Source organism: Streptomyces sp., assembly GCF_031181705.1.
Lineage (GTDB): Bacteria > Actinomycetota > Actinomycetes > Streptomycetales > Streptomycetaceae > Streptomyces.
On record NZ_JAPSKN010000001.1, the window covers coordinates 1 to 14,510 of the forward strand.

14 protein-coding genes are annotated in these 14,510 nt (G+C 74.0%); 5 read left to right on the forward strand and 9 right to left on the reverse strand.

Features of this window, described 5'->3' with window-relative positions; all coding sequences use genetic code 11:
- Nucleotides 1–90 precede the first annotated feature (90 nt).
- Nucleotides 91–1,041, reverse strand: coding sequence for an FAD-dependent oxidoreductase (locus RIN80_RS00005; protein WP_309093328.1), 951 nt, complete (start codon nt 1,039–1,041; stop codon nt 91–93).
- A gap of 65 nt (nt 1,042–1,106) precedes the next feature.
- Between RIN80_RS00005 and RIN80_RS00010 the strand changes: the two genes are divergently transcribed.
- Both RIN80_RS00010 and RIN80_RS00015 read left to right on the forward strand, forming a co-directional pair.
- A complete protein-coding gene (locus RIN80_RS00010; protein ID WP_309093329.1) occupies nt 1,107–2,150 on the forward strand; it encodes an oxidoreductase in 1,044 nt (347 codons plus the stop codon).
- 13 nt (nt 2,151–2,163) lie between these two features.
- Entirely contained in the window at nt 2,164–3,804 is a 1,641-nt protein-coding gene (locus RIN80_RS00015; RefSeq protein ID WP_309093330.1) for an ABC-F family ATP-binding cassette domain-containing protein, read from the forward strand.
- A gap of 39 nt (nt 3,805–3,843) precedes the next feature.
- Here the strand turns inward: RIN80_RS00015 and RIN80_RS00020 are convergent, their stop codons facing one another.
- The 4 genes from RIN80_RS00020 to RIN80_RS00035 all read right to left on the reverse strand — a co-directional run bounded on the left by RIN80_RS00020 (nt 3,844) and on the right by RIN80_RS00035 (nt 8,209).
- Nucleotides 3,844–4,401 (reverse strand): putative glycolipid-binding domain-containing protein, encoded by a 558-nt coding sequence (locus RIN80_RS00020; RefSeq protein ID WP_309093331.1) that lies wholly within the window; start codon nt 4,399–4,401, stop codon nt 3,844–3,846.
- Nucleotides 4,402–4,527: 126 nt separating this feature from the next.
- Nucleotides 4,528–6,954, reverse strand: coding sequence for a Tex family protein (locus RIN80_RS00025; protein ID WP_309093332.1), 2,427 nt, complete (start codon nt 6,952–6,954; stop codon nt 4,528–4,530).
- A gap of 100 nt (nt 6,955–7,054) precedes the next feature.
- A complete protein-coding gene (locus RIN80_RS00030; RefSeq protein WP_309093333.1) occupies nt 7,055–7,186 on the reverse strand; it encodes an LPFR motif small protein in 132 nt (43 codons plus the stop codon).
- Between the two features lie 153 nt (nt 7,187–7,339).
- On the reverse strand, nt 7,340–8,209 hold the full coding sequence (locus RIN80_RS00035; protein ID WP_309093334.1) for a hypothetical protein: 870 nt from the start codon (nt 8,207–8,209) through the stop codon (nt 7,340–7,342).
- A gap of 114 nt (nt 8,210–8,323) precedes the next feature.
- Between RIN80_RS00035 and RIN80_RS00040 the strand changes: the two genes are divergently transcribed.
- Nucleotides 8,324–9,283, forward strand: coding sequence for a GlxA family transcriptional regulator (locus RIN80_RS00040; RefSeq protein WP_309093335.1), 960 nt, complete (start codon nt 8,324–8,326; stop codon nt 9,281–9,283).
- Between the two features lie 27 nt (nt 9,284–9,310).
- A complete protein-coding gene (locus tag RIN80_RS00045; protein ID WP_309093336.1) occupies nt 9,311–9,946 on the forward strand; it encodes a DJ-1/PfpI family protein in 636 nt (211 codons plus the stop codon).
- On the opposite strand, the gene RIN80_RS00050 is transcribed toward RIN80_RS00045, so the two are convergent.
- Nucleotides 9,933–10,688 (reverse strand): enoyl-CoA hydratase/isomerase family protein, encoded by a 756-nt coding sequence (locus tag RIN80_RS00050; RefSeq protein WP_309093337.1) that lies wholly within the window; start codon nt 10,686–10,688, stop codon nt 9,933–9,935. The two genes, RIN80_RS00045 and RIN80_RS00050, sit on opposite strands and share 14 nt — an antisense overlap.
- 218 nt (nt 10,689–10,906) lie before the next feature.
- Here RIN80_RS00050 and RIN80_RS00055 point away from each other — a divergent pair, with 218 nt between their 5' ends.
- The gene (locus RIN80_RS00055; RefSeq protein WP_309093444.1) at nt 10,907–11,428 is read left to right on the forward strand and encodes an ATP-binding protein; all 522 of its coding nucleotides are present in this window, start codon (nt 10,907–10,909) and stop codon (nt 11,426–11,428) included.
- Nucleotides 11,429–11,444: 16 nt separating this feature from the next.
- Here the strand turns inward: RIN80_RS00055 and idi are convergent, their stop codons facing one another.
- From idi to galE, 3 genes are all read right to left on the reverse strand, one after another.
- Nucleotides 11,445–12,038, reverse strand: a complete 594-nt coding sequence (idi, locus tag RIN80_RS00060) for an isopentenyl-diphosphate Delta-isomerase (RefSeq protein WP_309093338.1) — start codon at nt 12,036–12,038, stop codon at nt 11,445–11,447.
- Nucleotides 12,039–12,303: 265 nt separating this feature from the next.
- On the reverse strand, nt 12,304–13,242 hold the full coding sequence (locus RIN80_RS00065) for a cation diffusion facilitator family transporter (protein WP_309093339.1): 939 nt from the start codon (nt 13,240–13,242) through the stop codon (nt 12,304–12,306).
- A gap of 139 nt (nt 13,243–13,381) precedes the next feature.
- Nucleotides 13,382–14,371: a UDP-glucose 4-epimerase GalE gene (galE, locus tag RIN80_RS00070; protein ID WP_309093340.1), complete on the reverse strand. Its 990-nt coding sequence runs from the start codon at nt 14,369–14,371 to the stop codon at nt 13,382–13,384.
- Nucleotides 14,372–14,510 lie beyond the last annotated feature (139 nt).

Genomic DNA, 14,510 nt, shown 5'->3' on the forward strand with positions numbered 1-14,510 from the left:
TGTGGGCTCCGGCGCGGCGCCAAAGCTGCCGGGCGCGGTGGGTCGGGCGACTCCGGCCCGGTGCCGAAGCAGCCGGGTGCGGGCCCCGCCTCAGCCGGTGGCCAGTCCGGCCGCCTCCTCCGCGCACCCCCACGCCACCGTGACGCCCGCGCCGCCGTGGCCGTAGTTGTGCACCAGGAGCCGGCCGTCCGGCAGGGCGTCGCGCTCCAGGCGGACCGCCGGGCGGGTGGGACGCAGCCCCACCCGGTGCTCCAGTACCCTCGCCCCGGCGACCTCCGGCCGCAGCGCCGCGCAGCGTGCGACGATCGCCTCGGCCGTCGCCGGGTCCGGCTCCAGGGACCACACGTCCTCCTCCGCCGTACCGCCGAGGACGAGCCCGCCCGGCTGCGGGAACAGGTACGCGTACTCCCCGGTCGCGTCAGTGGCGACCAACCACGTGTCGATGCCGGGGTTGTCCACCACGACCAACTGGCCGCGCACCGGCCGCACGGACGGATCCGGCACCAGCTCCCGCGCCGCGAGCCCGGTGCAGTTGACCACGACCGGCGCGTCGGCCTCCGCGAACGAGGACACCGTACGCGCCTCGACCATCCCGCCCGCCGCGACGAACCGCTCGCGCAGCCACGCCAGGTGCACCGGCATGTCGATGAGCGGCAGCCGCGCGCGCACGCCCGGCCCCGCGTACTCCCCGGCCGTGGTGGCCCGCAGCCCCGGCACCCGCTGAGCCAGCCACCCGGTCACCTCGTCGAGCCGGGTCTCGCCCAGTACCCCTTCGACCATGCGTACGCCGGCCGTCCCGGCCCGTCCGGCCAGTTCCTCGTACACCTCCAGCGACCGCAGGGCCCACGCCCGCGCCAGCCCGGCCGGCTCGATCCGGTAGGGCCACCACAGCGCACCGGCAACGGCGGAGGTGGTCGCCTCGGCGGGGTCCCGCGTCCACAGCCGCACCCGCCGCCCGCGCTCGGCGAGAACCACCGCGGTCGTCAGCCCGACGACCCCGCCTCCGACCACCACGATCTCGTCACTCGGTTCGTCTGCCATGGCCGGACCGTAGCGAATAAGTCATGCCGTGCTCACATCACACCCTGTGTGGGGATACTCACACCATGTGCGCCGAGTACGCCCAGTACACGACCTTCGGCCTGGCCCCCGCGATGCGGGCCGGCGGAGTCCTCACGGACGGTGGTTACCAGGTCCACCGGGACTTCCTCGACTTCATCGTCGACGGACGCCCCCTGCTGTTCCAGCTCTCCGACCTCGACGCGGTCTCCCCGCTCGCCTCCGACGTCCCGCCCGCGATCTTCACCGCCCAGGTCCGCAGCCTGCTCCTGGAGAGCCCGGCCCCGCTGCCCGGGGACCGGTACGTCGTCTACGGCTGCCCCGAGTGCGAGGACCTGGCCTGCGGCGCCGTGACCGCCGTGATCCGCCCCGACGGCGAGGACGTCGTCTGGCGGGACTTCGCCTGGCAGACCGACGAACACGCCGACCTCGAACGCAACGGCTACCACGGCATCGGCCCGTTCCGCTTCCGCGGCGGCGAGTACCGCACGGCCCTGACCGCCCTGCTCGACGGCTCCGCCCCGGACCCCCGCCGCCGCGTCCTGCTGATCGGCGCCCGCGTCGCCGTCCTGGCCAGGCTCGCCGCCGCGTTACGCACCATCGGGGTCGGCGCCGACATCGCCCACGACGCCCACGGCGTGCCCCCCGACGAACTGCGCGGCTACGCCGCCGTCGTCTTCGGCCCGGACACCGCCGAGCGGGAACGCGCCGCCGTCCGCCGCGCCTTCGAACACGCCCGGGTCCCGGTCGCCCACGTCGACGGCCTCGCCCCGATCGTCCCGCTCCTCGTCGCCCAGACCGAACACGCCCTGGACCGCAGCCCCGCCGGACAGCGCCGCCTCACCGCCCTGACCGCCGACGGCGGCGGCGCGGACGTCGAGGTCACCTCCGCCTGCCGGCTCACCCTCACCGCGTTCCGCGTCGACCGGCTCTCCCGCACCCACACCCACGAACTGTTCGACGGCGTCCTGCCACCGGGCCGCCACCGCCTCCCGCTGGACGCCAAGGCGGTGAAGGGGCAGTCCTTCCTCGTCGCGCGCACCACGGGCAGCGTCCTGGTGACGGCGGTGACCCACCCGGCGGCCCCTTAGGATCGGCCCTGAGATGACTGCCACCCTCGTCGCCAAGAACCTCGCCGCCGGCCACGGCGACCGCGCCCTGTTCACCGGGCTCGACCTCGTCGTCGCGCCCGGCGACGTGATCGGCCTGGTCGGCGCCAACGGCGCGGGCAAGTCCACCCTGCTGAGGATGCTCGCCGGCCTCACCACACCCGAGCAGGGGGAACTGCGCCTGTCCCCGCCGAGCGCCACCGTCGGCCACCTGCCGCAGGAGCCCGACCGCCGGCCCGGCGAGACCGTCCGGGCGTTCCTGGCCCGCCGCACCGGCGTCGCCGAGGCGCAGCGGCTCCTGGACGAGGCGACGCAGGCCCTGGTCGACGCGGCGCCGGGCGCCGACGACGCCTACGCCACGAGCCTGGAGCGCTGGCTCGCCCTCGGCGGCGCCGACCTCGACGACCGCGCCGAGGAGGTGGCCGACTCCCTCGGTCTCGCGATCGACCTGGACCAGCCGATGACCTCCCTGTCCGGCGGCCAGGCCGCCCGCGCCTCACTCGCCTCCCTCCTGCTGTCCCGCTACGACGTCTTCCTCCTGGACGAGCCGACCAACGACCTCGACCTGGACGGCCTGGAGCGCCTCGAACGCTTCGTCTGCGGCCTGCGCGCCGGCACGGTGGTCGTCAGCCACGACCGCGAGTTCCTCACCCGCACGGTCACCAAGGTCCTCGAACTCGACCTCGCCCAGGGGGAGATCAACCTCTACGGCGGTGGCTACGCGGCCTACCTGGAGGAACGGGACGTCGCCCGGCGGCACGCCCGCGACGAGTACGAGGAGTACGCCGACAAGAAGGCGGCCCTCCAGGACCGCGCGCAGACGCAGCGCTCCTGGATGGACAAGGGCGTGAAGAACGCGCGCCGCAAGGCGGGCAACGACAACGACAAGATCGGCCGCAAGTTCCGCAGCGAGGCCAGCGAGAAGCAGGCCGCGAAGGCCCGCCAGACCCAGCGCATGATCGAACGCCTGGACGTCGTGGAGGAACCCCGCAAGGAGTGGGAACTGCGCATGGAGATCGCGTCGGCGCCCCGCTCGGGTGCCGTCGTCGCGACCCTGCGGGACGCCGAGGTGCGCCGCGGCGGCTTCGTCCTCGGCCCGGTGTCCCTCCAGATCGACTGGGCGGACCGGGTGGCGGTGACCGGCGCGAACGGCGCCGGCAAGTCCACGCTGCTCGCCGCCCTGCTGGGCCGGATCCCGCTGGACGCCGGGCACGCCGCGCTCGGCTCGGGTGTCCTGCTCGGTGAGGTCGACCAGGCCCGCAAGCTGTTCCACGGCGAGGAGTCCCTGCTCGACGCGTTCCGCGCGGCCGTCCCGGACACCGAGCCGGCCGAGGTCCGCACCCTCCTGGCCAAGTTCGGTCTCAGGACGGACCACGTGCTGCGCCCGGCGGCCACCCTCTCCCCGGGCGAGCGCACCCGGGCCGCCCTCGCCCTGCTCCAGGGCCGGGGCGTCAACCTCCTGGTCCTCGACGAGCCCACCAACCACCTGGATCTGCCGGCCATCGAGCAACTGGAGTCGGCCCTCGACGCCTACGAAGGCACCCTCCTGCTGGTCACACACGACCGCCGCATGCTGGACGCCGTGCACGTCACCCGCCGCCTGGAGGTGGCGGACGGCAAGGTGACCGAGCGCTAGGCGCCCTCCGGGCGGACGGAGGGACTTCGCGGACACGACCTAGGCGGCCGCCAAGCGCCTCGCGAGCGAGGGGTAGTCGACGACGAACCCCTCCTCGTCGAACTCCAGGTCGCTGCGGAAGTCACCGGAGGCGTACCGGACCCGCCCGGGGCGCAGATGCGTGTACGTCTGCCGCGACGGCCGCACCGCCAGGTCCGGCACGGACACCCAGGCCATCAGCAACTCCGGTTCGCCCGGCCCGCGATGGAGCCCGTGCCGCAGCACCGGCATGCTGTTGGTCAGCGGACACAGCCCGAGGTCGCAGTCGAGGGCCCCGTCGACGTCCGGCAACCGCTCGCCGTCCGCGGACCATCCGCCCCCGCCGTCGTGCCGCAGATCGAGCGTGCGGCTGCCGCCGGCGGAGTCGACCGTCACCCGCAGCCGCCGGGTGACGAACCCCTCGGCGGTGTCCAGGTCGTACGTGACCCAGTAGGGCTCGGGCTCGGTCCCGACGGCCCGCCCGCGCGCCCGCAGGACGCCGTCCCGCACCTGGACCCAGGCGGTCTCGAGCCCCCGGCTCGCGGACACCTCCCAGGTGAGGACGCGTGCAGCAGACATACCGACAGTCTAGATCCGCCCCGCCAGGGGCGCGGGCTGCGGTCGATGTGCGGCTGCCGCCGCGTGGGCGCGACCAGCCACGACGGACCCGCGGCTCCCCACGCCACGACCACCCCGGCCGAGCCGTCAGCGGCGGCCGTTCTTCGGATCGGCCAGACCGGCCCGGCGCAGCGCATCGGCCATCGCGCTGTTCGCCGGCGCGGGCGCCTGACGCGACCCCCCGCCCTGGCCCCCGCGGCCCCCGCCCTGGCCCCCGCGACCGCCGCCACCGCCCTGGCGCTGCTGGGGCGGTCGCCCGCCCCGCCGACGGCCCTCGCGCTCGCCGGAGCCGCCGCCCTGGCCGCCCTGCGGGGCCGCCTCGTCGTCCAGGCGCAGCGTCAGCGAGATCCGCTTGCGCGGGATGTCGACGTCCAGGACCTTCACCTTGACGATGTCGCCGGGCTTGACCACGTCACGCGGGTCCTTGACGAACGTCCTCGACATCGCGGACACGTGGACCAGCCCGTCCTGGTGGACACCGATGTCGACGAACGCCCCGAAGGCGGCCACGTTGGTCACCACGCCCTCCAGGACCATTCCGGACGACAGGTCGGAGATCTTCTCCACGCCCTCCTTGAAGGCGGCCGTCCGGAACGCCGGACGCGGGTCGCGGCCCGGCTTCTCCAGTTCCCTGAGGATGTCGGTCACCGTCGGCAGACCGAACGACTCGTCGACGAAGTCCTCGGGCTTCAACGAGCGCAGCACGGAGGTGTTGCCGATGAGCGCGGCGACCTCCTGCCCGGCCGTCTTCACCATGCGCCGGACCACCGGGTAGGCCTCCGGGTGCACGCTCGACGCGTCCAGCGGGTCGTCGCCGCCGCGGATGCGCAGGAAGCCCGCGCACTGCTCGAAGGCCTTCGGGCCGAGCCGCGCCACCTTCTTCAGCTGGCTGCGGGACGTGAACGGCCCGTTCTGGTCGCGGTGCGCCACGATGTTCTCGGCGAGCCCGGAGGTGATGCCGGAGACCCGGGCGAGCAGCGGCGCCGAGGCCGTGTTGACGTCCACGCCCACGCCGTTCACACAGTCCTCCACCACCGCGTCCAGCGAGCGCGACAGCTTCACCTCGGACAGGTCGTGCTGGTACTGGCCGACGCCGATCGACTTGGGGTCGATCTTCACCAGCTCCGCCAGCGGGTCCTGCAGCCGGCGGGCGATCGACACGGCGCCGCGCAGCGAGACGTCCATGTCGGGCAGCTCCTGCGAGGCGAACGCGGACGCCGAGTACACCGACGCGCCGGCCTCGGAGACCATCACCTTCGTGAGGTTCAGCTCCGGGTGCCTGGCGATCAGTTCCCCGGCGAGCTTGTCGGTCTCGCGCGAGGCCGTGCCGTTGCCGATGGCGATCAGCTCGACCGCGTGCTCCTTCGCCAGCCGGGCCAGCTTGGCGATGGCCTCGTCCCAGCGGTTGGCCGGGACGTGCGGGTGGATGACGTCCGTGGCGACGACCTTGCCGGTGGCGTCGACCACGGCGACCTTCACACCGGTACGGAAGCCGGGGTCCAGGCCGAGCGTCGCGCGCGTGCCGGCCGGGGCGGCGAGCAGCAGGTCGCGCAGGTTCGCCGCGAAGACCCGCACCGCCTCGTCCTCGGCTGCCGTGCGCAGCCGCAGCCTGAGGTCGATGCCGAGGTGGACGAGGATGCGGGTGCGCCAGGCCCAGCGGACCGTGTCCGTCAGCCACTTGTCGGCGGGGCGGCCCCGGTCGGCGATCCCGAACCGGTGCGCGACGATCCCCTCGTACGACGACGGGCCGTCCGTCGGCTCCTCGGGCTCCAGGACGAGGTCGAGGACCTCCTCCTTCTCGCCGCGCAGCATCGCCAGCACGCGGTGCGAGGGCAGCTTTGTGAACGGCTCGGCGAAGTCGAAGTAGTCGGCGAACTTCGCGCCCGCCTCCTCCTTGCCCTCGCGCACCTTGGCGACCAGCCGCCCGCGCACCCACATGCGCTCGCGCAACTCGCCGATGAGGTCGGCGTCCTCGGCGAACCGCTCGGTGAGGATCGCCCGGGCGCCGTCGAGGGCGGCCTGCGGATCGGCCACGCCCTTGTCCGCGTCGACGAACGCCGTGGCCGCGGCGAGGGGTTCGACGGTCGGATCGCCGAGCAGCCCCTCCGCCAGCGGCTCCAGGCCCGCCTCGCGCGCGATCTGCGCCTTGGTGCGCCGCTTGGGCTTGAACGGGAGATAGATGTCCTCCAGGCGCGCCTTGGTCTGCGCGCCCCGGATCCGGGCCTCCAGCTCCCCGGTGAGCTTGCCCTGCTCGCGCACCGAGTCCAGGATCGCGGCCCGCCGCTCCTCCAGCTCCCGCAGATAGCGCAGCCGCTCCTCGATCGTGCGCAGTTGCGCGTCGTCGAGCATCTCGGTCGCTTCCTTGCGGTAGCGAGCGATGAAGGGCACCGTGGAACCGCCGTCGAGCAGTTCCACGGCGGCCCTGACCTGCCGCTCCCGTACGCCGAGCTCCTCGGCGATCCTGCCTTCGATGGACGCTGCGCTGGTGGACCCGTTGGACCCGGGTGTCGTCACGATCCCGTACCGCCTTCTCCGCTGAGGTTGCGCGGCAATTGTGGCAGGTGACACCGACACCCGGGGATCAGGGCGGCACGCGGCGGCCCGTCGGCAGCGGTCAGGCCCTGCGGCTGCGGGTGGAGGACGAGGCCCCGCCGAAGAGCCGGGCCAGAGCCCGGAAGGGCAGCGTCACGACGGTGGCGACGGCCCCGCCGATCTGGCGCAGCACGTCTGCGATAGCACGGAACACGAAATTCCCCTTTCTCCACTCCCGGCCGCGACGGCCGGTGCGGAGCGGGTACCGCGCAGACGCCTCACCATGCGTCACGGCCGGACACGCGTGCCCGGAAGGGTCCGGGGCGTGGGCGGAGCGGCCCCGACGAACGCCCCGCCCAAGAAGCCGTCAGCCCTTGCCGATCAGGTCCGCCGGGAACGCCCCCGCCATGACCGCGGCCCGCGCGAACGCTCCGCCCAGCTCGGTCAGCCGGGCCACGCCCTCGGGGCCCAGGTGCTCGTACGGGGCCCGGTCGAGGCGGTCCGTCTCCTGCTCGATCTCGCCGCGCAAGGCCGCGCCCCGCTCGGTGAGCTCGCCGCTCCCGTCCAGCAGCCCGCGCTCGCGCAGCCGGTCCGACGCCGCGTCCCAGTCCTCCCGGCTCCAGCCCCGGGTGGCGAACACCCACTTCGGCGTCATGCCCTTGCCCGTGGCGGTATGGGTCACCAGGGCTTCGAGTCCGTCCAGGCCCGCGGACATCAGGGCGGCCAGGTGCCCGTCGCCCCGGTGCTCGCGCAGCAGGGTCGCCGCGTGCCAGTACCTCAGGTGCGGTTCCTCGGGGACGGGCAGGTCGGCGTGGGCGGCGTACAGCGGCCGTGCCTCGCGCGCACAGGCCTCGGCGGCCCGCAGGGCGAGCCGGGCGGCCTCCGCCATTCCCGCCGACGCCGGCGCCTCCTCCCCGAGCAGCCTGCGCAGGGTCGCGTCCACGGCACGCACGCGTGCGGCCAGCACCTGCCCGGGCGTGGCGGTCTTCCACACCGCGGGCACGTGCCGGGCCACCAGCTCGTACCTGTAGTTGTAGAAGGCCGCGGCCACCGGCCCGGCGCCGACCGGACCGAAGGCGGCGGACCGCACGGCGAAGTTCACGGCCCGGGGGTCGGTGATCCCGACGGCACCCAGTTCCCGGCCGAGGTCCGGCGAGAAGTAGTGCGTCGCGTGCAGGGAGTTGAGCACGTTGTGGCAGCGTCGGCCGGCACGCGGCTCCAGGGCGGCAGTCGTCATGCCGCGCAGGTTACCAACCGCTTGGTATGACCTCCACGGGCGTGCGCGGCAGGGCAGGAAAGGTGGGGTACTCGTCATTGCGGCCGTGCGCCGTGCCCGCGCACCATCGACGGCATGGCCCAGCGCACGGTTCTCGCCGTCCTCTACGACGGCGTGCAGAGTCTCGACGTGTCCGGCCCCGTGGAGGTCTTCGCGGGCGCGGAACTGCTCGCCCCGGGGACGTACCGGATCCGCACGGCCTCCCTGGACGGCGCGCCCGTACGGACCACCAGCGGCCTGACGCTCGTACCCGACGCGTCCCTGGACGCCGCGCCGGACCCGGACATCCTCCTCGTCCCCGGCGGCACCGGCGGTCTGCGGCCCGATGCGCGACTGGTCGGCTGGGTGCGCGAGCACGGGCCGCGCGCCGGGCGGCTGGTCTCCGTGTGCACCGGCGCGAGCGTGCTCGCCGCGGCCGGGCTGCTGGACGGCCGGCGCGCCACGACCCACTGGGCCTACTGCGCCCGGCTCGCCCGCGACCATCCGGCCGTCGACGTCGACCCCGACCCGGTCTACGTCCGCGACGGGCACATCGCCACCTCGGCCGGTGTCACCGCCGGCATCGACCTCGCCCTCGCGCTGGTCGAGGAGGACCTGGGCCGGGACGTGGCCCTCACCATCGCCCGGCACCTCGTGGTGTTCCTGCGCCGGCCCGGCAACCAGGCCCAGTTCAGCGCCCAGCTCGCGGCCCAGACCGCCCGGCGCGAGCCCCTGCGCGAGGTCCAGCGCCACATCGCCGAGTGCCCGGACGCCGACCTCTCCGTCGAGTCCCTCGCCGCCCGGGCCCGCCTCTCGCCCCGCCACTTCGCCCGCGCCTTCCGCGCGGAGACCGGCGTGACACCCGGCCGCTACGTGGACCGCGTCCGCCTCGAACACGCCCGCCGCCTCCTGGAGGACACGGCCGACGGCGTCGAGGAGATCTCCCGCACCAGCGGCTACGGCACACCCGAGGCCATGCGCCGCGCCTTCGTCAAGGCCCTGGGCACGCCCCCGGCGGAGTACCGCCGCCGCTTCCGCCCCGCGCCGGCCCCCTGACCACCGCACCCGACCGGAAGGGATCCCATGCAGATCGCCATCGTCCTCTACGACCGCTTCACCGCACTCGACGCCGTCGGCCCCTACGAGACCCTCGGGCGGCTCCCGGGCGCGCAGACCGTCTTCGTCGCCGAGGAGCCCGGTCCCGTGCGCAACGACTCGGGCAGCCTCGCCCTCACCGCCGACCGGGCCCTGGCCGACGTGCCGAACCCCGACATCATCGTCGTCCCCGGCGGCCCCGGCCCGCTGCCGCAGGCGGCCGACGGCCCCCTGCTCACCTGGCTGCGCGCCGCCGACGCCACCAGCACCTGGACGACGTCCGTGTGCACCGGCTCCCTGCTGCTCGCGGCGGCCGGGCTCCTGCGCGGCCGCCGCGCCACCTCCCACTGGCTGGCCCTGGAGGAACTCGCCCGCCACGGCGCGGAGCCGACGGGGGAGCGGGTCGTCACCGACGGCAAGTACGTCACCGCCGCCGGCGTCTCCGCCGGCATCGACATGGGGCTGACCCTGCTCGGCCGGATCGCCGGCGACGACCACGCGCGCATCGTCCAGCTGGCCACCGAGTACGACCCCCGGCCGCCCTACGACGCCGGATCACCGGAGAAGGCCCCCGCCCACCTGGTCGACCTGGTGCGGACCCACGCCGGGCTCATCCTGACGTAGGCGCGCTCCAGCCGAACCGGGGCTGCCTGCGCTCGAGGAACGCGGCGACCCCCTCCGCGGTGTCACCGCTCGCGCGTGCCTGCCCGGCCCAGTGCGCGTCCCGGTCCGTGCGGCCGTCCGCGAACTCCTTGGCCGCCGCCTGCGTCAGCTGGGAGCGGGACGCCAGGACCCGGGCGAACTCGGCCACCCGCTTGCCGAGTTCGCCCGCGGGCAGCACCTCGTCGACGAGGCCGGTGCGCAGCGCCCGCTCCGCGTCGATCAACTCCGCCGAGAACAACAGGTACTTGGCGGTGGCCGGCCCCACCAGGGACACCAGCCGCCGGGTGGCGGACGAGGGGTACACGATGCCGAGCTTCGCGGGCGTCACCCCGAACAGCGCGCCCTCCTCGGCGAACCGCAGGTCGCAGGCCGCCGCCAGTTGCGCACCGCCGCCCACGCAGTGCCCCCGGATCGCCGCGAGCGCCGGCTTGGGGAACGCCGCGAGCGCCTCCTCGGCCCGCACGGCCAGCTCCTGCGCCTCCTGGGGCGAGCCCCGCAGCGTGGAGATGTCGGCCCCGGCGCAGAACGTCCCGCCCTCCCCGGTGAGCACCAGCACCCGCACGGCCGGGTCGCCCGCGAGCTTCCCGAGCAGCGGCGGCAGGGCGCGCCACATCGCGGCCGTCATGGCGTTGCGCTTCTCCGGGTGGCTGATGACGACCGTCGCGACCGACTCGGCCACGCTGTGCTGCAGCTGCGGATCCATGCGCCGGATGCTATCCGGAGGCCAAACCCGTACAACCCGAATAGTTCGCCGAGACGGCACAACGGGGACAGGACCAGTCCCACAACTGACCGTGTCATACGCCAACGGTCAGAAGTGCTCGATACTTGCTGACTTCTGTTCAGCCCCGGGGTCCGGAGCGCATCGTTGCCAACACTCGACACGTGGCGACAATCGAGCGCGAGGGTGGCGACCGGACGATGGACGACGAAGGGCGCGGGTTCGGCCCACGCCCAGAGGGCGGCGCGGCACCCAGGGGCGCCGCGCCCCTGGGTGCCGCGCCGGCTGATCCGCTGCCGTACGAGGGGATCTGGCGGTTCACCGCACCGGCCGTCGACGCCTCGGTCCCGCAGGCGCGGCACGCCGTACGGGACCTGCTGCGCCGTCAGGGGGTGCCGGTCGCGGACGACCTGGCCCAGGGGCTGCTGCTGATCGTCTCGGAACTGGTGACGAACGCCGTGAAACACGCCGCCGTGCTGTCGCCGACGATCGCGGTCGAACTGGCCGTCGGCGCCGAGTGGCTCCGGGTGTCCGTGGAGGACAACCACCCCTACCGGCCGACGGCCCTGGAGACCGACCACGGCCGGACCGGGGGCCGCGGCCTGCTCCTCGTCCGCGAGATCACCCGCGAGGCGGGCGGTCTGTGCGAGGTCGAGCACACCGCGAGCGGCGGCAAGGTGATCTGGGCCGCCCTGCCGCTCCGGCCCGCCCGCTTCTCCTAGGCCTGCCGGCGGGTCCTCACCAGCCGGCCGAGGTGCCCGTCAGCTCCCTGATCGCCGGCCGGGCGGCGTCCAGGACGGTCATGAACCAGGCCGAGAAGGTGTCCTTGGCGTGCCGCTCCGCGAGCTCCGGCGGCGTCACGAACGCCGTCGACGCCACCTCCGCCGGATCGGGCCGCAGCACGGCCTGCACCATGCCGACGAAGAGGTGGTTGTACTCCTGCTCCACCAGTCCCGACTCCGGGTCCGGGTGGTTGTAGCGGACCGTGCCCGCCTCGGCCAGCAGGGAGGGGGAGGCGCCGAGCTCCTCGAAGGTGCGCCGCGCCGCCGCCGCGAAGGGCGCCTCACCCGGGTAGGGGTGGCCGCAGCAGGTGTTGGACCACACCCCGGGGGAGTGGTACTTGCCCAGCGCGCGCCGCTGGAGCAGCAGCCGGCCGTACTCGTCGAAGAGGAACACGGAGAACGCGCGGTGCAACTGCCCGGGCGGCTGGTGTGCGGCGAGCTTCTCCGCGGTGCCGACCGTCACGCCGTCCTCGTCGACCAGTTCCAGCAAAATCGCGTCTGCGGTGCCGTTCGACGGGCTGTGCGTCGCGGTGGCAGGTGTGATCGGCATACCCATCCTTCACATCGGTCTTCGCGCCCCAAGTCTGCCGTACGAATCCGGCACTCCCGGCACTTCGCTGTCCCCGCATGTCCCGCACGGCGGGTGGCGTCGCCGGGACGCCGGAAGGAGGGACCCCGCAGGGGATCGTGCCCGGGCCGATGGGCCGAAAATCGTCTCCGCCGAGGCGGTGAGAGCCTCCGGCGCGGGCGCGCGCCGGACGGTCGTGCACCCCGGCGCACACCAGACGTCACGCGCCCCACGGGCCTCCCCTGCCTCAGTGACAGAGATGCGCCTCGTGCTCCGCGTGCCCGCCCGGCTCCAGCTGGAAGGTGCAGTGCTCCACGTCGAAGTGGTCACCGAGGCAGTTCTGCAGCTCGTGCAGCATCTTCTCGTGGCCTGTCGCACTCAGCGCCTCCGAGCTGACGACCACGTGGGCCGACAGCACCGGCATGCCCGAGGTGATGGTCCAGGCGTGCAGGTCGTGGACGTCCTCCACCCCGTCCGTGGCGAGGATGTGCGCCCGCACCTGCGCCATGTCGACGCCCTTGGGGGCCGCCTCCAGCAGCACGTCGAGGGTCTCGCGCAGCAGCTTCAGGGTCCGGGGCACGATCATCAGCGCGATCACGAGCGAGGCGATCGGGTCGGCCGCCTGCCAGCCCGTGAGCATGATCACCACAGCGGAGACGATCACCGTGACCGACCCCAGCGCGTCCGCCGCGACCTCGAGGAACGCGCCGCGCACGTTCAGGCTCTCCTTCTGGCCCCGCATCAGCAGCGCCAGCGACACCAGGTTCGCGACCAGGCCGATCGCACCGAACAGCAGCGCCAGCCGGCCCTCGGTCTGCGCCGGGGTGAGGAAGCGCTGCACCGACTCGTACACGACGTACCCGCCGGCCCCCAGCAGCAGCAGGCAGTTGGCCAGGGCGGCGAGGATCTCGGCCCGCGCGTAGCCGAAGGTGGCCCGGTCGCTCGGCGGGCGGTTCGCGAAGTGGATCGCGGCCAGCGCCATGGCCAGGCCCAGCGCGTCCGTCGCCATGTGCGCCGAGTCCGCGACCAGCGCCAGCGAGTCGGCGAGGACGCCACCGACGATCTGGACCGCCACGATGCCGAGCGTGATCGCCAGCGCGACCCGCAGCCGGCCGCGGTACGCCGAGGTCGCCGTGGCGCCGCCCGGCCCGCCGTGCGCGTGCCCGTGATCGTGCCCAGCCCCCATGAAAAGCCACCCTTCCGCGTCCGCCTCATCCTGCTCGGGGACCCCAGTGAACTACGGGGAGGGGGTATGCGCAACGCGGCACTGAACACCGTTGTCATGTGCCCTGACCTGCGAAAACGATACGCAGGTCAGGGCGCCCTCAGCGACTCTCGGCGGGTCGGGAGCCGTGGTGCAGCAGCCAGCCGCGCCAGGCCGACTCGGCCATCTCGCGCACCCCGCGCCGGGCGGTCCAGTCGAGTTCCGCGGCCGCCCGCGCCGCGGACGCGACCGCCCGCGGCGCGTCCCCGGGGCGCCGGCCCTCGACGACCGGGGGCCGCCGGTCGCCCGTGACCTCACCGATGACCGTGATCAGCTCGCGCACCGAGACGCCCTCCCCGCGGCCGATGTTGACCGTCAGATCGCCCGGGACGCCGTCCCCGGCGAGCCGCCGGGCCGCCGCGAGGTGCGCCTCGGCCAGGTCGGCGACGTGGATGTAGTCGCGCACACAGGTGCCGTCCGGGGTCGGGTAGTCGTCGCCGAAGATCCGGGGCGCCTCGTCGCGGGTCAGCCGGTCGAACACCATCGGCACGATGTTGAACACCCCCGTGTCCGCCAGCTCGGGCGCGGCCGCCCCCGCCACGTTGAAATAGCGCAGGCACACGGTGGAGATCCCGTGCGCCCGGCCCGCCGCCCGCACCAGCCACTCCCCGGCCAGCTTGGTCTCGCCGTACGGGTTCACCGGCGCGCAGGGCGTGTCCTCCGTGATGAGGTCCACACCCGGGTCGCCGTACACCGCCGCCGACGACGAGAACACGAAGCGCCGGATGCCCGCCTGGGCCACCGCGTCCAGCAGGGTCGCGAGGCCGCCCACGTTCTCCCGGTAGTACCGCGTCGGCTGCGCCACGGACTCGGCGACCTGCTTGCGCGCCGCGAGGTGCACCACCCCCGTCACGCCGTGCTCCGCGAACACTTGCTTCAGCAGCGCCCCGTCGAGCGAGGAGCCCCGCACCAGCGGAACGCCGGACGGCAGCCGCGCGGGCACCCCGGCCGAGAGGTCGTCCAGGGCGAGGACGCGCTCCCCGGCCTCCGTCATGGCCCTGGCCACATGGGCCCCGATGTAGCCGGCCCCGCCGGTGATCAGCCAAGTCATGGTCGCCCACCCTATGCCGCCGTCACCGCGCCCGGCGCAATGTCCCCGATGTCCGGTACGGGAAGCGCGGTTTGTGGGGCGGCCCCCGGATCCACGATGATGATCGCGGCAAGGGCTCGGGCGAACTGCGTCGATCCAT